The following is a 24,011-nucleotide window of genomic DNA, read 5'->3' on the forward strand; positions in this document are numbered from 1 at the left end:
TACCACTATATTGGAACGCGCCCTCATTAACAAAAGCTGCGCGCTCGGGCGTGCGCCGGACTGGTATCAAAGAGGTACGAATGCTCAACCCGGCGGACAGCGTTACTGGTTCGCAATTGGGCCGTCGGTACGCTCGATTCTCGCAAATACGGGTAAATCCTGGGCTCGTAAAACCTGTCAATGAGGCGGCTCCATCGGCGTGTCAGGCTTGTACCATAAGGCATTTCGCAAGATTGTCCCGGGATGGAACCAGTTCGTTGACTGGTATTATATTGGCTATATAATGGGCTCTCGTTTTTGCAGGCCGAACTTTTCGCGACTGCCGCCGGAGCGCCATGAAAACTCGCTGGTCCGCACTGATGCCTGACGCGCTCAACGTCACGCCGCTGTATTTGCAGCTCGCGCGCAATCTGGCGACCGCGATTCATTGCGGCGAGTGGTCGGCGGGGGAGGCGCTGCCTTCGGAGCGCACGCTCTCGGACGCAATCGGCGTGTCGCGCATTACCGCGCGCAAGGCGATCGAATTGTTGGTCGAGCAAGGCCTGATCCGGCGTGCGCGCGGCGCGGGCAGCTTCATCACGCCACGCGTCGAAGACCCGTTGTCGCGGCTCACCGGCTTCACCAAGAAGATGCAACAGCGCGGCTTTCGTCCCGATTCGGTATGGCTCGAGCGCGATATCCGCGCCGCCCATCGCGACGAACTGGTGCATCTCGGACTGTCGCCCGGTGCGGCGGTGGCGAGCCTGCGCCGGCTGCGCCGCGCGGACGGTATCGTGATGGCGGTCGAGCATTCGGCGCTTCCCGCCGCGATCGTTCCCGATCCGCAGGCAATCGGCGTCTCGCTCTATAGCTATCTGGAGCAACGCGGCGCGGCGGTCGTGCGCGCGTTGCAGCACTTTCGCGCAGTCAACGCTTCAAGCGAGATCGCTTCACTGATGGATATCGAACCGCGCTCGGCGCTGCTTGTCATTACCCGTATCGGTTATAGCGCCGATCAGCGCGCAATCGAGTTAACCGACACCTATTGCCGCGACGACTACTACGACTTCGTCGCTGAATTGCGGACCTGAGGGCCGCATCCGGGTACACCGCGCCAGCCGCGCGAGTTGCGCTCAGCCGCCGCGCCGTCGAACGCAAAATTCAGCCACGCCCTGTATCACGCCTTGCAAGAGAGACTCATGCTGACCGGAAACATACTCACCACCGACGGGTGGATTCACGGCACGCTCGAATACGAACACGGCCGCATCACGGCGCTCACCGGCGAGCGCGTCGATCCTGCGACGAACGACGCGCCGTACATCCTGCCAGGCTTCATCGATCTGCACGTGCATGGCGGCGGCGGCGCGGACGTGATGGAAGCCGGCGACGCCATCGAAACCATCACGCGCACGCATGCGCGCTATGGCACGACGAGCCTGCTCGCCACCACGATGACCGCGCCGCGCGACGAACTGATGAGTGTGGTCGCCGGTCTCGGCGACGTCGCGCGCGTGCGCACGCCAGGCTGTTCGCGTGTGCTCGGCGTACATCTGGAAGGGCCGTACATCAACCCCGGCAAGCTCGGCGCGCAGCCGGACGCCGCCGTCTCCGCGGTGATGGACGAAGTGCTCAAGTATCTGTCCATCGCGCCGATTCGCGTGGTCACGCTGGCGCCCGAAATTGCCGGCCACATGGAGATCATCTCCGAGATGGCGGCGCGCGGCGTGCGCGTGCAGCTCGGCCATTCGCTCGGCACTTACGACGACGCCGTGGCCGCGCTCAAGCACGGCGCGTGCGGCTTCACCCACCTGTTCAACGCGATGTCGCCGCTGCATCACCGCAATCCGGGTCTCGTCGGCGCAGCGCTCGCGCACGCCGAGTTCGCCGAAATCATTCCCGACTTGCTGCACGTCCATCCGGGAGCGATCCGCGCCGCATTACGCGCGATTCCGCGTCTCTACGTCGTGACGGACAGCACGTCGGCGACCGGCATGCCCGATGGCGAATACCGCCTCGGCAGCCAACACGTCACGAAGTGTCTCGGCGGCGTGCGTCTCGCCGATGGCACGCTCGCCGGCAGCACCCTGACGATGGATCAGGCGCTGCGCAATCTGGTGTCGATCGGTCTGCCGATCGCCGATGTATCAAACCGTTTGTCGCGCTACGCCGCCGACTATCTCGGCATCGAAGACCGCGGCCGCATCGCGCGCGGTGCATGGGCCGATGTGGTCGTGTTCGATCGTGAACTGGCGTTGAGCGCGACATACGTCGAAGGAGAAGCAATTGTCGAATATGCTTAAAGAGGCGCTGGCGTCCGCAGAAACGGTCGCCGCGCAACTCATGGACATGTCGCGCGTCGAGGCATTGGCGGCCCGCCTCGCACAGCAACCGCGCCACGTTGCATTGACGGTCGCGCGCGGCAGCTCGGATCACGCGGCGAGTTACTTCGCATCCCTGACGATGAGCCGGCTCGGCGTGCCGGTCGCCTCGCTGCCGATGTCGGTCGCGACGCTGCAACAGGCGCCGCTACAGGTTCGCGATCAGCTCGCGCTCGCGTTCTCGCAATCGGGCAAGAGTCCTGATCTGGTCGGCACCATGCAAGCGCTGCGCGAGGCCGGCGCGTTGACTGTTGCCGCAGTGAATGCACCGGATTCGCCGCTCGCCGACGCGTGCGAGTGGCATCTGCCGCTCGTCGCCGGTCCGGAACTGAGCGTCGCGGCCACTAAAAGCTATATCGCAATGCTGTCGATTGCGGCCCAACTGGTTGCGCATTGGCAGCGTGATCCGGAACTGCTTACTGCGTTGAAAACGCTGCCCGACGCATTGCAGAGCGCCGGCAAGCTCGACTGGTCGAAGGCTGTCGACGAACTGCGCGACATCGAGCGCATGATCGTGATCGGGCGCGGTCTCGGTCTTGCCATTGCACAGGAAGCGGCGCTGAAGTTGAAGGAAACCTCCGGCATTCAGGCCGAAGCGTTTTCGAGCGCGGAAGTGCGTCACGGTCCGATGGAACTGATCGACCGCGACTATCCGCTGCTGGTGTTCGCACCGCGCGGCCCGGAGCAGGCGGGCCTGCTGCAACTCGCGCGCGACATGCAGGCGCGCGGCGCCCGCGTATTGCTCGCCGCTCCGTCCGACGTACCCGAGGCGACGCTGCCGCTCGCTACCACCGCTCACGCGGCGCTCGATCCGATCGCCGCCATCCTGTCCTTTTACGTGATGGCTGCGGGCCTTGCAGCCGCCCGCGGGCGCAATCCCGACGCGCCGCGCCATCTCAACAAAGTCACCGAAACTCACTGACGAGAAATCAGATGCGACGTGTCGAGGAGTCCCGTTTAATGAGCCATTCTGAAGGCCATATTGTTTTGCTCGCGCCGATGACCGGTCCGGTCGTGCCGCTCGCGAACGTGCCCGACCCGGTGTTTTCGGGCGGCATGTTCGGCGACGGCATCGGCGTCGATCCGCTCGAAGGCCGACTCGTCGCGCCGTGCGACGGAACCGTCACTCACCTCGCGCGCACAGGCCACGCCGTGACGCTGGCAACCGCGGAAGGCGCTGAGATTCTGCTGCATATCGGTATCGACACGGTCGAATTGAACGGCAAGGGTTTTGCGCCGATGGTCGAGCAGGGCGCCCACGTGCATGCCGGCGACGTGCTGATCGAGTTCGATCAGGATCAGGTTGCGTTGCATGCGCCGAGCCTTGTTTCTGTCATCGCGATTGCCAACTCGGACGCGTTCGAAATCGTCGAACGCGCGCAGGGCGGCATGCTGAAAGCGGGCGAAACGCCGCTATTGCTGCTGCGTCCGCGTGACGGCGCAGCGGCCGACGCGTCGCGTCAGATGAGCGCGACGAGCGTGACCGAGGAAGCGCGCGCGCAAGTCACGCTGGTTCACGCGGGCGGCCTGCATGCGCGGCCGGCAGCGCGTGCGCGCGAAGCGGCGCGCGCTTTCGATGCACGCGTCGAAGTGCGATACGAGGGGCGCAAGGCGGCAATCGAAAGCGTGGTCGGTCTGCTTGGGCTCGGCGCGGGTCAAGGTGCGACGGTCGAATTGCTCGGTGTGGGCCCGCAAGCCAAAGTCGCGGTCGATGCGATCGCCCAGGAATTGACGCGTGAAGCGCACGGCGAAGTCGAAGAGAAGCCGGCGCGGCAGATTTCTCCGGCGCCGCAAACGGTCGCGCCCGCCGCAGGCGAAGCGCTCGCGCCGAGCACGCTCGCGGGCGTATGTGCGGCGCCCGGCGTCGCTGTCGGCAAGCTGGTGCGCTGGGACGACGCGGAAATCGATCCGCCTGAACAGGCGAGCGGCACGTCGGCTGCGGAAAGCCGTCTGCTCGATAAGGCGATTGCCACTGTGGACGCCGATCTCGGCACGACGGTGCGCGATGCGTCGCAGCGCGGCGCGGTGGGTGAGGCTGGCATTTTCGCGGTGCATCGCGTGTTGCTCGAAGATCCCGCGCTGCTCGATGCCGCGCGCGATCTGATCAGCCTCGGCAAAAGCGCGGGCTTTGCGTGGCGCGAAGCGATCCGCGCACAAATAGGCATCTTGATCAATATCGAAGACGCGTTGCTCGCCGAACGTGCCGCCGATCTGCGCGACATCGAAAAGCGCGTGCTGCGCGCGCTCGGTTATACGAATGCCGCGGCGCGCACGCTGCCGGCCGAAGCCGTGCTCGCGGCTGAAGAGTTCACGCCGTCTGATCTGTCGTCGCTGGATCGTTCGCGTGTCACGGCGCTCGTGATGGCGCGCGGCGGCGCGACGTCGCACGCGGCGATTCTCGCGCGCCAGGCGGGCATTCCCGCGCTGGTGGCCGTCGGGGACGCGCTGCATGCGATTCCCGAAGGCACGCAGGTCGTGGTGAACGCGACCACCGGCCGGCTAGAATTTGCACCGACCGAGCTGGATGTCGAACGCGCGCGTCTCGAGCGCAGCCGTCTTGCGGGCGTGAGCGAAGCGAACCGCCGCACGTCGCAGCAAGCGGCGGTCACGGCCGATGGCCGCGCGATCGAAGTCGCCGCGAACATCGCCACGCTCGACGACGCCAAAACGGCCGTCGAAAACGGCGCGGACTCGGTTGGCCTGCTGCGTACCGAACTGCTGTTCATTCACCGCGCGGCCGCGCCGACCACGGACGAGCATCGGCAGAGCTATCAAGGCATTGTCGATGCATTGAGTGGCCGCACCGCGATTATCCGCACGCTCGACGTCGGCGCGGACAAGGAAGTCGATTACCTCACGCTGCCGCCGGAACCGAATCCTGCGCTCGGCTTGCGCGGCATTCGCCTCGCGCAGGTGCGCCCCGACTTGCTCGACGATCAGCTGCGCGGCCTTCTTGCGGTGAAGCCGTTTGGCGCCGTGCGCATTCTGCTGCCGATGGTGACCGACGTCGGCGAGCTCATCCGCATCCGCAAACGTATCGACGAGTTCACTCGCGAGTTGGGCCGCACCGAGCCGATCGAAGTGGGCGTGATGATCGAAGTGCCGTCAGCGGCGCTGCTTGCCGATCAGCTGTCGCGACACGCCGATTTCCTGTCGATCGGCACCAACGACCTGACGCAATACACGCTCGCGATGGATCGCTGTCAGGCCGATCTCGCCGCGCAGGCCGACGGTCTGCACCCGGCTGTGCTGCGTCTGATCGCGGCGACCGTGCAAGGCGCGAACCGCCACGGCAAATGGGTCGGCGTTTGCGGTGCGCTCGCGGGCGATCCGCTTGCGATGCCGCTCCTCGTCGGCCTCGGCGTGACCGAGCTTTCTGTGGACCCGGTGTCGGTGCCGGGCATCAAGGCGCGAGTGCGCAATCTGGATTATCAACTGTGCCGTCAACGCGCCCAGGATGCGCTGGCGCTCGAATCGGCGCAGGCGGTAAGAGCAGTAAGCCGCGAAACCTGGCCGTTGGACTGAAATCCCGCACGGCCCGCAACGCTACATAACTCAACGACGTCCGTCGACAACGAGACAAGGATTGGAGGTATCAATGGATGGGAATCCGTTTTTGAAGATTCAGCGCTTGGGACGCGCGCTGATGCTGCCTATCGCGGTGCTGCCGGTTGCCGGCCTGCTGCTGCGGCTCGGCCAGCCCGATGTGTTCAACATCAAGATGATCGCCGACGCCGGCGGCGCGATCTTCGACAACCTGCCGCTGCTTTTCGCCATCGGCGTGGCGGTCGGTTTCGCGAAGGACAACAACGGCGTGGCGGGTCTCGCGGGCGCGATCGGTTATCTGATCGAAGTCGCCGTGATGAAGGACATCAACGACAAGCTCAACATGGGCGTGTTGTCCGGGATCGTGGCGGGTATCGTCGCCGGCTTGCTCTACAACCGGTACAAGGACATCAAGCTGCCCGACTACCTCGCGTTCTTCGGAGGGAAACGCTTTGTGCCGATTGTCACGGGCGTGGTCTGTCTTGCGCTCGGCATTGTGTTCGGCTACGTGTGGCAACCGGTGCAGAGTGTGATCGATACAGCCGGCCATTGGTTGACCACGGCTGGCGCGCTCGGCGCGTTCGTGTTCGGCGTGCTGAACCGGCTGCTGCTCGTTACGGGTTTGCATCACATTCTCAATTCGCTGACGTGGTTCGTGTTCGGCACGTTCACGCCGCCGGGCGGCGCCGCGGTGACGGGCGACCTGCATCGCTTCTTCGCGGGCGATCCGACTGCCGGAACGTTCATGACGGGCTTCTTCCCGGTGATGATGTTCGGCCTGCCGGCCGCGTGTCTCGCAATGTTCCATGAAGCGCCGAAGGAGCGCCGTGCGATCGTCGGCGGCCTGCTGTTCTCGATGGCGCTCACGTCGTTCCTCACAGGCGTCACTGAGCCGATCGAGTTCAGCTTCATGTTCCTCGCGCCGGTGCTGTACGTGATCCATGCGCTGTTGACGGGTCTGTCGCTCGCGATCTGCTCGGCGCTCGGCATTCACCTCGGCTTCACGTTCTCCGCAGGCGCAATCGACTACGTGCTGAACTACGGCCTCTCGACGAAAGGCTGGCTGGCGATTCCGCTCGGCATCGCGTATTCGGTGGTGTACTACGGCCTGTTCCGCTTCTTTATCCGCAAGTTCAACATGGCGACGCCGGGCCGCGAACCTGCCGCTGCCGACGAACAAGCCGATTCGTGCGCGGCAGGCGGTTTAGTTTCGCCTGCTGCCGGCGCTGCCGTGCCGCGCGCGCAGCGTTACATCGCGGCGCTAGGCGGCGCGTCGAATCTGTCGGTGGTGGATGCGTGCACGACGCGTCTGCGTCTGTCCGTGGTGGACTCCAGCAAGGTATCCGAGAGCGAGTTGAAGACGATCGGCGCGCGCGGCGTGCTCAAGCGCGGCGCGACCAATGTGCAGGTGATCATCGGGCCGGAAGCGGACATCATCGCTGATGAAATTCGCGCTGCGATTGGGCAGGCTGGCAGCGATGCCGGTGCTGCGAGGCCGGCTGTTTCTGCTGTTGCTCCGGCTGCGGTTTCCGCTTCGACTGCGGTTGCCACGGGTGGTGCGTCGAGTGCCGCATCCGGTGCCGTAAGCGGTCCGCTCGATCCCGATCCGTTGCGCTGGCTCGCGGTGTTTGGCGGTGCAGGGAATGTGATGTCGCTCGACGCCGTCGCGGCTACGCGTCTGCGTATCGTCGTGCGCGATCCGTCGGCGGTGGATCGTCAGCGCCTCGCCACGCTCGACACGGCGTGGGTTTCGGCGGATACGTTCCATATCGTCGTCGGCGATGCGGCGCGGCGTTACGCTGAGACGTTGGCGACACGCATGCCGGCAAGCGGCGGCGCGGCGCCTTTGCCTGCGTGAGATCCAACGAGCGTGGCGGTGAAGCGCTTTATAGTGCTTCACCGCCACGCCGTCATGCGGTAAGGCCCTCAAGTGAACGGCGCAATGCGGCGCAAACGATTCGTTAGCGTGCCTTACGCCGAACCACATCGCGCGAGTGGCGCGATTCGAGCTACATCACGTGGATGACGGCAAACGCCAAGCGCTATGCTGATTCCCAGCCTTCAGCTGAAATCTCACATCGCAAGCTATTGTTAAACGCCAGGACGCCGCCGATCATGCCGGCTACCGGCGCGCGATCCACAATGGAGGCAACTCGTGGCTGGCGGGCCTTCCCCTGACGCGCCGACTGCGAGCAGCGCATAAAAAAGCCCCGCCGTCTTGCGAGGGCAGGGCTTTGCGGCTTGCAGCAAGCGCGCCGGATTAACCGGGCTTGCAGCGCGCCGATGAAACCGTCCGACAGAGACTTACGCGTATTCAGTCAGCGCACCGCGCATTTTCTTCATGGCGCTTGCCTCGATCTGGCGGATACGCTCAGCCGACACGCCGAATTCGTCCGCCAGTTCGTGCAGCGTCGAGCCGCCCGAACCGTCGTCTTCCACCTTCAGCCAGCGCGCTTCGATGATGCGGCGGCTGCGGGCGTCGAGTGCCTCAAGTGCCGTCGCGATACCGTCGCTTTGCAGCTTGTCGCGTTGACGCGAGGCCAACACAGCAGTCGGCTCGCTGTGCGAGTCGGCGAGATATGCAATCGGCGCGTACGACTCTTCGCCGTCTTCAACCTGGCCTTCGAGCGCAATGTCGCCGCCCGACAGGCGCGTTTCCATTTCGGCCACTTCTTCGCGCTTGACGTTCAGCTCCTTGGCGAGACCTTCGATCTCGTCCGGCGTGAAAGCGCCCAAGCCCTGCTTGTGGCTGCGCAGGTTGAAGAACAGCTTGCGCTGCGCCTTGGTCGTGGCGACCTTCACCGTGCGCCAGTTGCGCAGAATGTATTCGTGGATCTCGGCCTTGATCCAGTGCATGGCGTACGACACGAGCCGTACGTTCTGCTCGGGATCGAAGCGCTTCACAGCCTTCATCAGGCCGATGTTGCCTTCCTGAATCAGGTCGGCGTGCGGCAGCCCATAGCCGAGATAGTTACGCGCGATCGAGACGACCAGCCGCAGATGCGACAGCACCAGACGGCGCGCGGCCTCGAGGTTGTCGTGCTCGCGGAATTCTGTGGCGAACTGGCGTTCTTCTGCCGGCGTCAGCATCGGAATCCGATTTACGGCCTGGATGTAGGCGTCGATGTTGCCCAGTTGTCCGGGCAGCAGGGAGGAATGCGAGAGCGCCAGCGCACCTGCCGGAGCGGCCTTAGCCGACGACGGGCTCAGAGTACTCGGAAGGGTCAATGCATGGCTCACGTTGAAAACTCCTTTGGAATCAGGCGAAAGCTTGTTCAGGTAACGACTCCAGCGTTGGATGTTAGCACTCTCGTTTCCCGAGTGCTAATACTTAGAGCCCATAGGGGCTTCCAAGTTCCGTAATTTCCTATTGAATTAAAGTTTCAATAGCCATCATACGCGCCTTCCGCGACGGATGCAGGGCCCGTACAACTTACCTGACAAAGCGCCTTCAGAGTTATTTTCGACCGATTTTTTCGGTTTTTGATGTGAGTAATTGCGAAAATTTAAATTTCTTAACAGGAACCACTTATTCCTGATTAACCTTAGAATAAGCAAGACTGTTACAGATTGTTCAACCGTTGCTGCTTGGGTCTCAGATGAACAACAAAAAGAATGTCTTGCGTGGTCTGGCTCTAAAAAGCGCGTCTGCTGCTCTGCTACTCGGTATTTCCGGTCTCGCGGCGGCCGACCAGTTTGGGATTCAGGTCGCCGGAGGCCTCGGGGATCACCATGTCAAAAAACTGGACCTCGGCCTCGTGTGGGACCCCAATCTCACGTGGTGGCAGATTGGTGACTGGCACTTCGCGCTGATCGGCGAGGCGCACGTGGCCTGGTGGCATACGAACGAAGGCAATGTGCATGAGAACATCGGCGAGATCGGTGTAACGCCTATTATTCGCTTCATCAAGGGAACGGGATCGATCCGGCCTTTCGTCGAGGCGGGCGCGGGCGTGCGTCTGCTGTCCAGCCCGAGAATTTCTTCGACCTTCACGCTTTCCACCGCGTTCCAGTTTGCCGATATGGCTGGCGTGGGCGTGCAATTCGGCGGCCACCAGCAGTACCAGGCGGGCTACCGCTTCCAGCATGTTTCGAATGGCGGTATCAAAGAGCCGAATCCTGGTATAAATTTCCACCAGCTATATCTGCAATATAACTTCTGACGACCGTGGCCGCGTCCGGCTCACCGGTGCAAGGGGCTGAGCAATGGCGGCAAAGACAATCGAAGCGATTCGCGGGCTGGAACGGGAACGCTTCCGCGCGATGGTCGATGGCGACGGTCAATCGCTCGACACGCTGCTCGCGGAGAACGTGAGCTACGTGCATACCAACGGCAAACGCGAAACGAAGCGGCAGTTCATCGACGGCATTACCGCCGGGCGCCGCCGCTACCGGCAGATCGAGGTGCAGTCGCAAGACGTTTTGCCGGTGGGCCGGGAAACTTGCGTCGTCACCGGCCGCGCGTTGATCGAGATGGAAGCGAATAACGGCGCACTGCTCTTTCCCATTGCTTACACGGCGATTCACACGCAGGAAGACGGCCAGTGGCGACTCATTGCGTGGCAGGCCACGCGTTGCGCGATAGAGTGATTCATATAGTGCGGTAGCGCCGGTCCGCTCGCGTCCGGCCAATAGGCGCGTCAGCTTCCGGCGCGCGTATCATCGGCGCGAATAACTATTGCCAGGCGAGGTGCCGCACTGTCTTGCAGCGCGGTCTTGCCGCGGTCTTGCCGCGGTCTTGCCGCGGTCACGCCGGCGTTCTGGCGACATCCACGATCAACTCGATTTGCCGCTCGATGGCACTTGGCACCGGCGCTTCGCCCCGCAGCACCGCGCCGATCCATGCCGCTGTGGTCGCAGCGTCGCGCGCTTCGGGCAATTCGACTTCGGGTGCGTCGCGCGACGAGCGCTCATGCGGCACGCGCGTCTCGCAGATGCCGTCGTGCAGCCAGTCGACCTGTACCTGACGCCGCGTGTCGGCCACCGCTTCGCCCTCCGTGCCGCGCGCGAGCAAGGCGCCGCCGGCTGCCGCGTCGGGATGCGTGCTGAACAGCTGCGTGAGGCTGTCCCGATACGGCGGATGCGTGTAGTTCACGAGGCGCAGCCCAGCGGGCGCAAACGGCTGGAGGATTTTCACGAGCGTATGCGTCGAATTGCGCACGCCCATGCGTCCGCGCAGCGCCAGCAGACGCGCGAGCTTCGGCGCGAGTATGTCGATCGGCGCAAAGGCGAGCCGACGCTCCGCGAGGCCGTCTTCAATGTCGTCGTGCGAGTTCGCGTGCGGAATCCGCAGATGGGTGAAGATTTCGGCGCTTGTCACGCGGCCCGGATCTTCCGTGACGCCGTGCACGAGAACCGGAACGCCTTCACGCGCGAGCAGCAGCGCGAGCAGCGGCACGAGGTTCGGCTGCTTGCGCGCGCCGTTGTAGCTGGGGATCGACACGGGCCGGAACTCGCCGGGCGGCAGATGAACCGGCTCGAACGACGCATGGGCGCCCGCCAGCATTGCAGCGAGCTCGTCGGCGGTTTCGCCTTTCACGCGATAGGCGAGCAGGATCGCGCCTAGCTCAAGTTCGCCGACGCGGCCGTCGAGCATGGCGGTGTATAGCGCGCGGGTGTCCTCGGCGGTGAGCGCGCGGGCTCCGTTCGGCCCGCGGCCGATTTCCTTGATGAAGCGGGCGCACTGGAACGGGTTGGCGGTGTCGGCGGAGTCTGTCATGAGAGCAATTGACGTGCTGGCGTGCCGCCTTCGGGCCGGCCGCCACGGTATTCAAGGGACGTTATCTGGTGTGAGTATCGCATCTATAGCCGTCCGGCGAGACGCCGGCACCGGCGTGCCGCTGTCGCGAACCCATGCCGGACTGGCGCGCGCCGCCGTCTAGCGCGCGTTACACTCGCTGTTTTATCGCCGCACTGCGGCTTATATCGAAGAACGGAGAACCGGATGAGTTACGTCTTTGCACCGGCACCGGTGGTCGCAGTGCCGGTCGTGGGGTCCAGCGAACAATTCCCTGTGCGCCGCATCTACTGCGTCGGCCGCAATTACGAGGCGCATGCCCGCGAGATGGGACACGATCCCGACCGCGAGCCGCCGTTTTTCTTCAGCAAACCGGCGGATGCGGTTTTGTATGTCGCGCCGGACGAGACCGGCGAGCTTCCATATCCGTCGCTGTCGAAAAACCTCCACTTCGAGATGGAGCTCGTCGCGGCGATCGGCAAAGGCGGCAAGGACATCCCGGCTGACAGCGCACTGGATCACGTCTATGGCTACGCGCTCGGTCTCGACATGACGCGCCGCGACCTGCAGGCCGAGGCGAAGAAGCTGGGACGTCCGTGGGACACCGCCAAGGGTTTCGATCACTCAGCGCCGCTCGGCCCGATTTATCCTGTTTCGACAGTCGGCCACATCGCGAAGGGTGCGATCTGGCTGTCCGTCAACGGTGAAGAGAAGCAACGCTCTGACGTGTCGCAGCTTATCTGGTCGGTGGGCGAAACCATCGCCTATCTGTCGACGCTCTTCGAGTTACAGCCGGGTGACCTGATTTTCACCGGCACGCCAGAAGGCGTCGGCGCGGTGGTGCAGGGCGATCTGATGAAAGGCGGCGTGGACGGACTAGGTGAGTTCAGCGTGCGCGTCGTCTGAAGCGGTTTTCGGAGGAGACAACGACATGAAGCTCTACAGTTATTTTCGCAGCTCAGCGTCGTATCGGGTGCGTATTGCGCTCAACCTGAAGAAGCTGCCGTACGAGTATGTGCCCGTGCATCTCGTGCGCGACGGTGGCGAGCAGTTGAAGCCCGAATACCGCAAGGTCAACGTGGACGGCATCGTGCCTACGTTGATCGACGGCCACGAGGTGATGCCGCAGTCGCTTGCCATTATCGAATATCTGGAGGAAACGCATCCGGAGCCGCCGCTCTTGCCCAAGGCGCCCGCCGACCGCGCGTATGTGCGTTCGGTGGCGTTGCAAGTGGCCTGCGAGATTCATCCGCTGAACAATCTGCGTGTGCTGAAGTATCTGAAACACACGCTGTGCGTGGACGACGACGCGAAAGACGCCTGGTACCGACACTGGGTCGAAGCGGGCTTTGCGACGCTTGAGGCTCATCTGGGAGGCGACGCGCGCACCGGCAAGCTCTGTTTCGGCGACGAGCCGACATTCGCCGACGCGTGCCTGATCCCGCAGGTGTTCAACGCGCAGCGCTTCAAGGTCGATACGGCAAGATATCCGACGATCCAGCGCATCTACGATCACGCGATGCAAATCGATGCGTTTGCCCGCGCTGCGCCGGGCGTGCAGCCGGACGCTGAATGATCCGGACGGTGTTGTGAACAAAAAAGGGCACTGAGGAGTGACCTTTTTTGTGGCTTGTCGGTGGACGCTCGACGCTGGCGCTTGTGCCCGCTTAGGCCCCGCGTGTGAATGCAGTCTTGCGCGCCCCTCGCGCGTGATTTTCCGCGACCATGCGCCGCGCCCAGTTTCGGTCTAGCCGCCTAGCAACGCATCCGAAAACTCTTCCGCGCTGAAAGGCTGCAAGTCCTCGACCTTCTCGCCGACGCCGATGAAGTACACCGGAACCGGCCGTTGCCGCGCGATAGCCGCGAGAATGCCGCCCTTGGCCGTGCCGTCAAGCTTGGTGACGATCAGGCCGGTGAGGCCGAGCGCGTCGTCGAAAGCCTTGACTTGCGCGAGCGCGTTTTGCCCCGTGTTGGCATCGATCACGAGCAACACCTCGTGCGGCGCACCTTCCTGCGCCTTCCCGATCACGCGCTTGACCTTGCGCAGTTCTTCCATCAGATGCAGTTGCGTGGGCAGACGGCCGGCGGTGTCCGCCATCATCACGTCGATTTTGCGCGCGCGCGCGGCGCCGACCGCGTCGAAAATCACAGCCGCCGGATCGCCGCTTTCCTGCGACACCACCGTGACGTTGTTGCGCTGCCCCCAGATCGCCAACTGCTCGCGTGCGGCTGCCCGGAACGTGTCGCCGGCGGCAAGCAGCACCGACTGGTTGAAACTCTGCAGATGCTTGGCGAGCTTGCCGATGCTGGTCGTCTTGCCCGCGCCGTTGACGCCCGCGATCATCATGACCAGCGGTTGCGCGCGCCCGAGCATCAGCGAGCTTTCGAGTGGCTTGAGCAGGTCGACCAGCAACGTGCGCAGCGCCGTCTTGACCTGTTGCGGCTCCGTGAGACGCTCGGTGCGTACCTTTTCGCGTAGCGTTTCGAGCAGGAATTCGGTTGCGTCGACGCCCGCGTCGGACATCAGGAGCGCGGTTTCCAGTTCTTCGTAAAGATCTTCGTCGATCCTCGTGCCGACGAAAATGCCGGTGAGGCTCGAACTGGTTTTCGACAAGCCGGTTTTCAGGCGAGTCAGCCATGAGCGTTTTGCGTTTGCATCCTGCAAGGGCGGCGGCACGATTTCCACTGTTTCGAGCAACGATTCTTCGAAATCGGCCTCTGGCTGCGGTTCGGGCGCAATGACGGGTGCAATGACGGGTGCAATGACGGGCGCGGCGGCGGGCGGCGGCGCAATGGTTGCCGGCGCGCTGGCACTTGCAGCCGTCCCCGCAGTCTCAGCCACAGGCGGTGCGGCCGGCGCTTCGACAGCCGGTTCGTCAACCAGCCTCTCGGGCGCGGTTTGCGATTCGTCTGGCGCGTTTTCGGACTCTTTCGAACCCTTGAATCGTTTGAAAAAGCTGAACATGATCTGGCGTGGTGAGAGCGCGCGCCGATGCGCGCAGCCGGTACAGCACCGGCGGAAGCGGCAGACAGCGTTGCGATGCGGGATGCAAGGCGCTGGAAGCCGCACATTTTATCAGGCGCGCAGTCGCGCGTCGTATCGGCCGAACGGCCACGCTGGACGCGCCGCGCCCCTGTGGTAACGTTGGCGCTCCGGTCCGCTCGCGTCGACGAAGCGGACACTTTTACTAACATTATCGAATCTGCATGCCCCGTTCAGCATCTTCCCGCGCCCACGGCGCTTCGTCTAAAGGCGGCAAGCCGCGCGCCATCCGGATCATCGGCGGTGACTGGAAACGCACGCCGCTGCCTGTGCTTGACCTCGACGGCCTGCGTCCCACGCCTGACCGTGTCCGCGAAACGCTGTTCAACTGGCTCGGGCAACGTCTGGACGGCCAGCGCTGCCTCGATCTGTTCGCGGGTAGCGGCGCGCTCGGTTTCGAAGCGGCGTCGCGCGGCGCCGCGCGCGTGCTGATGGTCGAGCGGAATGCGCGAGCCGCCGCGCAACTGCGGGCAAACCAGGAACGCCTCGCGGCGCGCATGACCGAAATTGCCGAGGCCGACGGTTTGCGCCTTGCTGCAAGTCTGCCGCCCGGTTCGTTCGACGTGGTGTTTCTCGATCCGCCGTTTGGCGCAGATGTGCTGGACAAAGCGCTCGCGCTGGCCGCTCCGCTCGTGAGCAAGGATGGTTTTTTATACGTCGAGGCTGGCGCGGCGCTCGAGCCGGGCGCGAACGAAGCGCTTGCCGGTTGGGAAGTCTTGCGCCAAGGCAAGGCCGGCGCTGTCCACTTCCATTTGCTGCGGCGCGAAAATGAGGAATAATGCGCCTTCCATAACAAGCGCCGGGCGGTTTGCCGTCACGCGCGCGGCCGGTGCCAATGCGTCGCGTGGACGCTTTGACGTGCCCATCTGTCTGAAGAGAGGAGAAATCTCATGGTAGTCGCCGTGTACCCGGGCACGTTTGACCCGCTGACGCGCGGTCACGAAGACCTCGTTCGGCGCGCGTCGAGCATCTTCGACACGCTGGTGGTCGGCGTCGCCGATAGCCGCAACAAGAAGCCGTTCTTCACGCTGAAAGAGCGTCTGGATATCGCTCACGAAGTGCTCGGCCATTACCCGAATGTTCAGGTCATGAGCTTCAAGGGGCTGCTGAAGGACTTCGTGCGCAGCAATAACGCGCGAGTGATTGTGCGCGGCCTGCGCGCGGTGTCGGACTTCGAGTATGAGTTTCAGATGGCGGGCATGAACCGCTATCTGTTGCCGGACGTCGAAACCATGTTCATGACGCCGTCCGACCAGTACCAGTTCATCTCGGGCACCATCGTGCGCGAGATCGCGCAATTGGGCGGAGACGTGAGCAAGTTCGTTTTCCCGTCGGTCGAAAAATGGCTGAAGGAAAAGGTCGCGGCATTGGACCCGGACGACGGCGCATCTGCGGGGCAGCCGTAACCGGCGTAAACTGTCGGTTTGACGGATCAAAGCCGGCTGCGGCCGGCGTGAAGTGAGAGAAGTATGGCCTTGATGATTACCGACGAGTGCATCAATTGCGACGTGTGCGAGCCCGAGTGCCCCAACGACGCAATTTCGATGGGCCCGGAAATCTACGTGATCGACCCGAAGAAGTGCACCGAGTGCGTCGGTCATTTCGACGAACCGCAGTGTATCCAAGTGTGCCCGGTCGAGTGTATTCCGCGCGATCCCGAGCATATTGAAACGCCGGAAGGCTTGATGGCGAAGTACCACGCGCTGCAAGCGGCAAAGAGCGCGTGAGATCCTGTGCTCTGGATCAAAAAACGGTGAGGCGCGGGCCTCGCCGTTTTTTTTGTGCTGACGAGATTAGCCGGTCGACCGGTCAACCCACGTAGGCGCCGAAAATGTAGCGCAATGCGTCGAGGAGAATCTCGCACTCGGCGTCGGTCCCGACCGAAATGCGCAAATGCTGGTCGATTCCGGGTGCCTTGAAGTGGCGCACGAAAATTTCCTTCTCACGAAGCCGGGACACGAGCGTCGCCGCGTCGTACCCCTCGTGGCGCGCAAACAGCAGATTGGCCGCGGACGGCACTACGTCGAACCCGAGCGCGGTTAGCCCCGCGGCCAGCCGCTCGCGGCTAGCGATCACCTTCGCGCATGTGTCGCGAAACCACGCGTCGTCTTCGTACGCGGCGCGGGCGGCGGCTTGTGCAAGTCGGTCGAGCGGATAGGAATTGAAGCTGTCTTTCACGCGATTGAGCGCGTCGATCAATTCCGCATTGCCGAAGGCGAAGCCGACGCGCATGCCTGCTAGCGAGCGCGACTTGGACACTGTCTGCACGACGAGCAGATTCGGACAGCGGTCGATTAGCCCGATCGCCGACTCGGCGCCGAAGTCGACATAGGCTTCGTCGATCACTACGACTGAGTCGGCGGTTTTCTCAACCAGGCGCTCGATCTCGGCGAGCGGCAAAGGACGTCCGGTCGGCGCGTTCGGATTCGGAAACAGGATGCCGCCGTTGGGAACGGTGTAGTCGTCGACGTTGATGGCGAAAGTGTCGTCGAGCGGAATTGTCTGGTAGTCGACCTCAAAAAGCCGCGCGTAAGTGGGGTAGAAGCTGTACGTGATGTCCGGAAACAGCAGTGGCTTGTCGTGTTTCAGCAAAGCCTGGAAGGTGAGCGCGAGCACTTCATCTGAGCCGTTGCCCGCAAACACCTGATCGGCCTGGATGCCGTGATAGGCGGCAACTGTTTGGCGCAGGTTGAGCGCGGTCGGGTCTGGATAGCGGCGCAGCGACTCGCCGGCGTCGCCGAGTTCCTGGCGGATCGCTTCGAGCACGCGCGGCGACGGAGGGTAGGGATTTTCGTTGGTATTCAGCTTGACTGGACGCTCAAGCGGCGGCTGTTCGCCCGGCACATACGGCGTTAGGCGATGAACGATGTCACTCCAATATCGACTCAAAGTAGTCTCCTTTGTCGACCCGAGTTAGCGCTTTAGCGCTTACTCGGGTCCCATGCACAGCGGTCGACCCAGTTAGCGCTTTAGCGCTTACTCGTGTCCCATGCACAGCGGTCCCATGCATAGCGGTTGATCGGAGTTAGCGCTCTAGCTGTGGACTGGAGTCCGCGCCTAGGGACTTACTTCGACTTGACGCAAGGCGCTTACTCCTCTCTCGCACATACCAGCTACTGAAGAACCCAGACCGGACCATCTGCCCCGCTCCGCCCAAACCCGCGCCTCCGCCCGCAACACGAGCTACGAATTGCGATGCAGTTGCATCATCGCCCGCTCAAGCTCGCCTTTAATAATCTGCGGCATGACTGCCAACGCGCGCTCGATCGATGCGTCGATCACGTTCTGTTCTTCGCGCCGCGGCGGTTTCAGTACGTAATTGGCCACGTCCGGCTTCGCACCCGCACGTGCACTCTCGGGGATCAGGTCGCGCGGATGCCCAATGCCAATGCGCAGCCGCCAATATTGCTGCGACGACAAATGTGCGGTGATGTCTTTCAAGCCGTTATGACCGCCGCTGCCGCCACCCAGCTTCAGCTTCACGCTGCCGGGTGGTATGTCGAGTTCGTCATGCGCGACAAGGATCTCGTCGGGAAGAATCTTGAAGAACTGCGCCACCGCAACGACCGACTGTCCTGAGCGGTTCATATAAGTCTGCGGCTCCAGCAGGTGCACTTCCTCGCCATGGAGTCGTGCTTTTGCGTAGAAGCCGTGAAAGCGCCGCTCGTCGCGCAGCGTCGTGCCCGCTTCGCGTGCCAGTTGATCGACCAGCCAGAAGCCGGCGTTGTGGCGCGTCGCAGTGTATTCGGCGCCCGGATTGCCGAGCCCGACGATCAGCTTGATCATGATTGCGTGGGTCCATCTGGCCCGCGAACCAAACGCGGCCGGGCCGAAAAAAACCGAAAAAAAACCCGCCGGGGCGAACCTCGGCGGGTCACATCGATCGCCTCATTGAAACGGATCGAGAGGATTACTTGCTCACTGCGCGAAGTGCGCTTAGGCAGCCGGCGTTTCGCCTTCACCAGCAGCGGCGTCGCTTTCGGACACTGCGCCAGCCGGGATCGTTGCAGCAGCGACCACCGGATTTTCTGTTTCGACGTGAGCAACCAGCGACACGCCTGCCGGCAGCGGGATGTCCTTAGCGTGAACCGATTGACCCGCTTCGATCTTCGCCAAGTCGACTTCGATGAATTCCGGCAGTGCCGACGGCAGGCACTCGATTTCCAGTTCATTGACCACGTGCGAGATCACCGCGCTCGACAGCTTCACTGCCGGGTTGCTTTCCTGGTTCAGGAAGTGCAGCGGCACCTTGGTGTGCAGCTTCTTCGATGCGTCGACACGCTGAAAGTCCACGTGCAGCACGAGCTGACGGAACGGGTGGTATTGCACGTCGCGCAGCAGAACCTGTTGCGACTTGCCACCGACTTCCAGATCGAGAATCGACGAGTGGAAAACTTCTTTCTTCAGCGCGTGCCACAGCGCGTTGTGGTCCAGTTCGACCAATTGCGTTTCAGCACCAGCGCCATATACGATGCCCGGGGTCTTGCCCGAGTTACGCAGGCGGCGGCTCGCACCCGTACCTTGCAAAGAACGCTCGAAAGCGACAACTTTCATTTTGAATCTCCAATGCACTGTCCGCGACCAGACAGTAAAAACGGGGCCCGCAAGCCGTTATGGCTGAGGCCCCAGAGCTGCGGCATGAACCTTCGTTCGTTCACGCCGATTACGCAAAAGCGCGTGTGTCGCATCGAGCGATACGCCGCGCCTTCGCAAATACTTAACTTTCAGCGAACAGCGACATGACCGAATCGCCGCGGCGGATCCGCGAGAACGTTTCGGCCAGCAGACCGGCGCTGGTCAAGGAACGGATCTTCGCGCACGAGCGGGCTTCTTCACCGAGCGGGATCGTGTCCGTGACAACGAGTTCGTCGAGCGCGGATGCGGCGATACGCTCACCGGCGCCACCCGACAGAACCGGGTGGGTGGCATAAGCGAAAACCTGTTTCGCGCCACGTTCCTTCAGAACCTGTGCTGCCTTGCAGAGCGTGCCGGCGGTGTCGACCATGTCGTCCATGATCACGCAGGTCCGCCCTTCGACTTCGCCGATGATGTTCATCACTTCGGCAACGTTCGCCTTCGGGCGGCGTTTGTCGATGATCGCGAGGTCGCAATTGAGCTGCTTCGCCAATGCCCGGGCGCGCACCACGCCGCCGACGTCCGGCGAAACGACCAGCAGGTTCTCGTAGTTCTGCTTGCGCAGATCGCCGAGCAGCACGGGCGTAGCGTAGATGTTGTCAACGGGGATGTCGAAGAAGCCTTGAATCTGGTCGGCATGCAGATCCATTGTGATGATCCGCTCGACGCCCGCGATTTCCAGCATGTTCGCCACGATTTTCGCCGAGATGGCGACGCGCGCCGAACGGGGGCGGCGATCCTGACGTGCATAACCGAAGTAGGGGATGGCTGCGGTGATCCGGCCGGCCGATGCGCGCTTGAGCGCGTCGACCATGATCATCAGTTCCATCAGGTTGTCATTCGCCGGTGCGCACGTGGACTGCAGAACGAAGACGTCTTTGCCTCGCACGTTTTCCTGAATCTCGACTTGGATTTCGCCGTCCGAGAAACGGCTAACCATTGCTTTGCCGAGGGGAATACCGAGGATTTTGACGACTTCCTGTGCAAGCGCGGGATTTGCGTTGCCAGTAAAAACCATCAGGCCGTCATGGCTGCTCATCGTGCACCTGCTTCAGGCTGGGGGCGAGGGGAAATGCAAGAATTTTTGGCAGGGGAGAAAGGATTCGAACCTTTGCATGCCGGAATCAAAATCCGGTGCCTTAACCAGCTTGGCGACTCCCCTACACTAACTTTGAGCTCCGCCGAACGTGGAGTTTCGTTCGACGATGCAAAACTTATGACGCGAAGGCAAAGAGTGGATGCTGCTCTAGACTGGCGGCCACTGCGCTGTTCCATTCGCGGGGCAGTTTGGCTTGCGCCGCTTCTGCTTCAGCTTTGCTACGGAACGCTGCAAAGACACTTGCACCGGATCCAGACATCCGCGCCGGCGCGACGTTCTCAAACCATCGCAGCACTTGCGCTACTTCCGCGTACTTTCCGACGACAACCTGCTGCATGTCATTACGGCCAAAACTTTCTGGCCATTCAGTGTTGCAGCTAAGTTCTGCAGGAAAGTCCGTAATTGTGAGGGCTTTTGAGTCTCTTGTCAACGCTTTTTCGGAAAAAATCGCTGCAGTTGGAACGTGAACCCTCGGTGTCACTACCAGGAAATGACGCGGCGGCAATTGTACAACGGCCAAAGCTTCACCGACACCCTGGGCGAATGCATTTTTTCCGAAGACGAAAAACGGCACGTCGGCGCCCAGCTTCAATGCCAGCGCCTGCAATTCCAGCCGCGGCAAGTTCAACTTCCATAGCCGGTTCAGCGCGAGCAGCGTGGTCGCCGCGTCGGAACTGCCGCCGCCGAGGCCCGCGCCCATCGGCAGGCGCTTTTCAATTTCGATATCGACGCCTTCCGGCGAGCCCGTATGCGTTTTGAGCAAATTGGCGGCGCGCACGGTGAGGTCATGCTCGGGCGGCACGTCGGCGATTTCGGTGCTGCGCGTGATGAGTCCATCGTCGCGCCGCGTGAAATGCAGCGTGTCGCCCCAGTCGAGAAGCTGGAAGACCGTTTGCAGCGTGTGATAACCGTCCGGCCGGCGCCCGGTGATGTGTAGAAAGAGGTTGAGTTTCGCTGGTGCGAGGCAATCGCGCAGCGAGTCGGTTGTTTCGATCATGAGTCGAGGCTACATGCGCCAAGGCGGCGCCGAATAAGCGGCAAAAGTGCGCGCAGGCGCGCGTTTTACTGGTCCAGCACTAGCTTGATGTCGAGCGGCGGCTCCGAGCGCGTCAGATTCACGCGCTTTACGCCAGTGGCCGGCGCTTCCGCGTAGGCAAGATAGTCGATCGTCCAGCCGTCCTGTGTGATTTCCTTCAAGCGTGACGGTTGCTCCGGGTCCCTCTCCGTTTTGGCGCGCGACGTAGGCGCAGGCGAAGGCTGCAACCAGTAACGCAATCCCTCGACGGGCAGTGCGAACCCGAGGGCGTTTTGCATCAACGTGGAGACGTTATCGGCGGTGAGCGGCTGGCGGTTCGGCAATTCGAGCGTGGCCGAAGCCGGCGACGACGTCACGATTGCAAGCGTTTGTCCCAGCGGGTTGCGCAATTGCAAGGTCACGGTGTCGCCCGTTTCCTGCCAGGAGAAATTGCCGTAGGCATTGCGCTGCTGGCCATTCTGATCGTTGTACTGGACCGCGAAACGGCCCTGGTAAGCGCGGCTCGTTTGCGCAGTAACCGCGGTCGCGGCGTTCGACGTGGACGGCCCCTGCGGCTTGACGGACGCACAGCCGGCCAATGCGACGACGGCTGCCGCCGCGAGCCCGAGCGCCGCCCTGGGAAGAGATTCGAAACAGGAAATACGCATCAAAGATCGTTCACCTGAAGACGTTGCAGCGTTTTGACGAGCGTTTCGTTGTCGGGTTCGAGCTTACGCGCTTCGCGGAAAGCGGCGCGAGCCTGATCCTGATCGCCGGCTTTCCACAGCACTTCGCCGAGATGCGCGCCGATTTCGGCGTTAGGCTGAATGTCGTACGCCTTGCGCAGCAGTTTGATCGCATCCGACGTGTCGCCCATGCGGTACTTGACCCAGCCGACGCTGTCCATGATGAACGCGTCGTTCGGCGCAAGCGATGACGCCTTCTCGACCAGTTTGTCCGCTTCTGCGAGACGCTGATTGCGATCCGCAAGCGAATAGCCAAGCGCGTTGTAAGCCTGGGGATTGTCCGGCTGAGTCTGGATCAGCTTGCGCAATTGCGCTTCCATGACGTCGAAGTGGCCGTTCTTTTCGGCGGCCATTGCGTAGTCGTACGTCAGATCCGGTTCGTCCGGAAATGCAGCCGTGGCTTGTTGCAGGCGCGTTTCGGCTTCCGGGTAGCGCTTGGCGTCGAACAGGATCGCCGCGTCGGTACGTGCGACCAACGCCTGATCGCGCGGATCGGCCGGCCGCAGGTTGGCGAGCTGGCGCCGCGCGTCGTCAGGCTTGCCTTGCTTGGCGAGCAGTTGCGCGCGCGTGATCTGCGCGGGCATGTACTGCTGGCTCGACGGTGAAATCTTGTCGAGCCAGTCAGCCGCAGCCGCCTCGTTTTTCTGTTCGAGCGACAGCTGCGCAAGGTAGATGTACGCCTGACCGGCGTCCGCGCCAGGTGTTTTTTCGGCTTGCTGCGCGTACTGTGTGAGATACGTCTGCGCTTCGTTGAAATTCTTCTGTTGAATCTTGATGAGCGCGAGCGCCATGAGCGGCGTCAGGTCGTTCGCATTCGCCTTGTGCATGACCTCGAACTGTTTTTGCGCGTCGTCCAGGCGGTCGCTCGCCAGATACATTTGTGCGAGCGCGAGACGCGCGTCATGCGATTTCGGATTTTGCTGCACGTATTTTTCGAGCGACGCAATCCCTTCCTTGCGCTCCTCCGGTCCCATTTGCGACAGCGTCAGCGCGGCCGGCAAATAGTCCGGCTTGAGCGCAAGCGCCTGTTCGAGCGACTTGCGAGCACCCGGCGCGTCATTGGAAACCAGTTGCTGACGCGCGATGGCCAATTGCGCTTCGGGCCGGTTCATATCGTTCTTCAGCATGTCCTGCAACACATGCAGGCCGCCGATCCGGTTCGGTCCGCGCGAAAGCAGCAACTGAAGCGCCAATATCGCGCTGCCGCGATTCTCCGCCGGCACCTTCGCGAGCTCGCGCTCGAGCAGCGGCGCTGCGTCATCCGGCTTGCCCGACAGCACGAGCAGCGACGCGTCGAGTTGCGCGGCTCGCTCCGAGTTCGGCGCATACTGCTGCCACAATTGCGCGGCGGCCAGCGCGTCCGACGGGCTCTGCGCGGCTAGCGCAATTTCCGTGGCACGTTGCGCCATGCGCGGATCGTGCGTGTCGCGCGCGAGCGCGAGGTAGGTCTGATAGGCGGGCGCGGGCTGATTGCGTTGCAGCGCGACTTCCGCGGCGAGGACCTGGAATACGATCTGGCTCGTCAACTGCACATTCGGCAGCGCTTTCTGTTCTTCCGCCGAGGGCGGGCCGAGCGGATCGGCCAGCGTGGCCGACGTGTCGTCGGCGTCCGGCGATGGGTCCTGCGCGTGCGCGGGCACCGCAGCAAACGCCCACAGAGCCAGCGCGGCGGCACCGAGCGAGCGCCGGGCGGACACTGCGTGAGGCACGCGGGATGCGCTAGCCGGGCGCTTCAAAAACAGCTTCACGAAGGACAAGTTCATGGAAATCCGTTCAATGTTTCGGACGATTGTAACGCGCTCGCTACAATACGCGCACAACCACTCACGC

General features: G+C 62.7%; 22 protein-coding genes and 1 tRNA gene. 12 read left to right on the forward strand and 11 right to left on the reverse strand.

The window, feature by feature from the left end; all coding sequences use genetic code 11:
• Positions 1-335 precede the first annotated feature (335 nt).
• The 5 genes from F759_RS0118590 to nagE all read left to right on the forward strand — a co-directional run bounded on the left by F759_RS0118590 (position 336) and on the right by nagE (position 7,764).
• Positions 336-1,070: a GntR family transcriptional regulator gene (locus F759_RS0118590; RefSeq protein ID WP_027801209.1), complete on the forward strand. Its 735-nt coding sequence runs from the start codon at positions 336-338 to the stop codon at positions 1,068-1,070.
• A gap of 108 nt (positions 1,071-1,178) precedes the next feature.
• Positions 1,179-2,282: an N-acetylglucosamine-6-phosphate deacetylase gene (gene nagA / locus F759_RS0118595; RefSeq protein ID WP_027801210.1), complete on the forward strand. Its 1,104-nt coding sequence runs from the start codon at positions 1,179-1,181 to the stop codon at positions 2,280-2,282.
• Positions 2,275-3,282, forward strand: coding sequence for an SIS domain-containing protein (locus tag F759_RS0118600; protein WP_027801211.1), 1,008 nt, complete (start codon positions 2,275-2,277; stop codon positions 3,280-3,282). The genes nagA and F759_RS0118600 overlap by 8 nt, the downstream gene beginning before the upstream one ends.
• A 38-nt stretch (positions 3,283-3,320) precedes the next feature.
• The gene (ptsP, locus tag F759_RS0118605) at positions 3,321-5,885 is read left to right on the forward strand and encodes a phosphoenolpyruvate--protein phosphotransferase (protein ID WP_027801212.1); all 2,565 of its coding nucleotides are present in this window, start codon (positions 3,321-3,323) and stop codon (positions 5,883-5,885) included.
• A 73-nt stretch (positions 5,886-5,958) separates the two neighbouring features.
• On the forward strand, positions 5,959-7,764 hold the full coding sequence (nagE, locus tag F759_RS0118610) for an N-acetylglucosamine-specific PTS transporter subunit IIBC (RefSeq protein ID WP_027801213.1): 1,806 nt from the start codon (positions 5,959-5,961) through the stop codon (positions 7,762-7,764).
• Positions 7,765-8,210: 446 nt separating this feature from the next.
• On the opposite strand, the gene rpoH is transcribed toward nagE, so the two are convergent.
• Complete coding sequence (gene rpoH, locus F759_RS0118615) at positions 8,211-9,146, reverse strand: RNA polymerase sigma factor RpoH (protein WP_027801214.1); 936 nt, start codon at positions 9,144-9,146, stop codon at positions 8,211-8,213.
• A gap of 359 nt (positions 9,147-9,505) precedes the next feature.
• Here rpoH and F759_RS0118620 point away from each other — a divergent pair, with 359 nt between their 5' ends.
• Positions 9,506-10,069, forward strand: a complete 564-nt coding sequence (locus F759_RS0118620; protein ID WP_027801215.1) for an acyloxyacyl hydrolase — start codon at positions 9,506-9,508, stop codon at positions 10,067-10,069.
• 43 nt (positions 10,070-10,112) lie between these two features.
• On the forward strand, positions 10,113-10,496 hold the full coding sequence (locus F759_RS0118625) for a nuclear transport factor 2 family protein (protein WP_027801216.1): 384 nt from the start codon (positions 10,113-10,115) through the stop codon (positions 10,494-10,496).
• Between the two features lie 157 nt (positions 10,497-10,653).
• Here the strand turns inward: F759_RS0118625 and ybiB are convergent, their stop codons facing one another.
• Positions 10,654-11,625, reverse strand: a complete 972-nt coding sequence (ybiB, locus tag F759_RS0118630) for a DNA-binding protein YbiB (RefSeq protein ID WP_027801217.1) — start codon at positions 11,623-11,625, stop codon at positions 10,654-10,656.
• Positions 11,626-11,850: 225 nt separating this feature from the next.
• On the opposite strand from ybiB, the gene F759_RS0118635 reads away from it, so the two are divergent.
• Both F759_RS0118635 and maiA read left to right on the forward strand, forming a co-directional pair.
• Complete coding sequence (locus F759_RS0118635; protein WP_027801218.1) at positions 11,851-12,549, forward strand: fumarylacetoacetate hydrolase family protein; 699 nt, start codon at positions 11,851-11,853, stop codon at positions 12,547-12,549.
• 25 nt (positions 12,550-12,574) lie between these two features.
• Positions 12,575-13,219: a maleylacetoacetate isomerase gene (gene maiA, locus F759_RS0118640; protein ID WP_027801219.1), complete on the forward strand. Its 645-nt coding sequence runs from the start codon at positions 12,575-12,577 to the stop codon at positions 13,217-13,219.
• A 171-nt stretch (positions 13,220-13,390) separates the two neighbouring features.
• Here maiA and ftsY read toward each other — a convergent pair whose 3' ends face one another.
• Positions 13,391-14,608 (reverse strand): signal recognition particle-docking protein FtsY, encoded by a 1,218-nt coding sequence (ftsY, locus tag F759_RS0118645; RefSeq protein ID WP_027801220.1) that lies wholly within the window; start codon positions 14,606-14,608, stop codon positions 13,391-13,393.
• A 242-nt stretch (positions 14,609-14,850) separates the two neighbouring features.
• Between ftsY and rsmD the strand changes: the two genes are divergently transcribed.
• From rsmD to F759_RS0118660, 3 genes are all read left to right on the forward strand, one after another.
• A complete protein-coding gene (gene rsmD, locus F759_RS0118650; protein ID WP_027801221.1) occupies positions 14,851-15,465 on the forward strand; it encodes a 16S rRNA (guanine(966)-N(2))-methyltransferase RsmD in 615 nt (204 codons plus the stop codon).
• A gap of 111 nt (positions 15,466-15,576) precedes the next feature.
• Positions 15,577-16,092, forward strand: a complete 516-nt coding sequence (coaD, locus tag F759_RS0118655) for a pantetheine-phosphate adenylyltransferase (protein ID WP_027801222.1) — start codon at positions 15,577-15,579, stop codon at positions 16,090-16,092.
• A gap of 63 nt (positions 16,093-16,155) precedes the next feature.
• Positions 16,156-16,413 (forward strand): YfhL family 4Fe-4S dicluster ferredoxin, encoded by a 258-nt coding sequence (locus F759_RS0118660; RefSeq protein ID WP_027801223.1) that lies wholly within the window; start codon positions 16,156-16,158, stop codon positions 16,411-16,413.
• Between the two features lie 82 nt (positions 16,414-16,495).
• Here F759_RS0118660 and hisC read toward each other — a convergent pair whose 3' ends face one another.
• The 8 genes from hisC to F759_RS0118700 form a co-directional block, all read right to left on the reverse strand.
• Positions 16,496-17,575, reverse strand: a complete 1,080-nt coding sequence (hisC, locus tag F759_RS0118665; protein WP_027801224.1) for a histidinol-phosphate transaminase — start codon at positions 17,573-17,575, stop codon at positions 16,496-16,498.
• A gap of 294 nt (positions 17,576-17,869) precedes the next feature.
• On the reverse strand, positions 17,870-18,472 hold the full coding sequence (gene pth / locus F759_RS0118670) for an aminoacyl-tRNA hydrolase (protein WP_027801225.1): 603 nt from the start codon (positions 18,470-18,472) through the stop codon (positions 17,870-17,872).
• A gap of 150 nt (positions 18,473-18,622) precedes the next feature.
• Positions 18,623-19,240: a 50S ribosomal protein L25/general stress protein Ctc gene (locus F759_RS0118675; protein ID WP_027801226.1), complete on the reverse strand. Its 618-nt coding sequence runs from the start codon at positions 19,238-19,240 to the stop codon at positions 18,623-18,625.
• A gap of 163 nt (positions 19,241-19,403) precedes the next feature.
• Positions 19,404-20,360: a ribose-phosphate pyrophosphokinase gene (locus F759_RS0118680; protein WP_006048037.1), complete on the reverse strand. Its 957-nt coding sequence runs from the start codon at positions 20,358-20,360 to the stop codon at positions 19,404-19,406.
• Between the two features lie 46 nt (positions 20,361-20,406).
• Positions 20,407-20,483 (reverse strand) — tRNA-Gln (locus F759_RS0118685).
• 52 nt (positions 20,484-20,535) lie between these two features.
• On the reverse strand, positions 20,536-21,417 hold the full coding sequence (gene ispE, locus F759_RS0118690) for a 4-(cytidine 5'-diphospho)-2-C-methyl-D-erythritol kinase (RefSeq protein WP_027801227.1): 882 nt from the start codon (positions 21,415-21,417) through the stop codon (positions 20,536-20,538).
• Between the two features lie 65 nt (positions 21,418-21,482).
• Complete coding sequence (gene lolB, locus F759_RS0118695) at positions 21,483-22,103, reverse strand: lipoprotein insertase outer membrane protein LolB (RefSeq protein ID WP_027801228.1); 621 nt, start codon at positions 22,101-22,103, stop codon at positions 21,483-21,485.
• Positions 22,103-23,944 (reverse strand): tetratricopeptide repeat protein, encoded by a 1,842-nt coding sequence (locus tag F759_RS0118700; protein ID WP_027801229.1) that lies wholly within the window; start codon positions 23,942-23,944, stop codon positions 22,103-22,105. The genes lolB and F759_RS0118700 overlap by 1 nt, the downstream gene beginning before the upstream one ends.
• Between the last annotated feature and the right edge of the window lie 67 nt (positions 23,945-24,011).

This window comes from Paraburkholderia dilworthii (assembly GCF_000472525.1).
Classification (GTDB): Bacteria; Pseudomonadota; Gammaproteobacteria; order Burkholderiales; family Burkholderiaceae; genus Paraburkholderia; species Paraburkholderia dilworthii.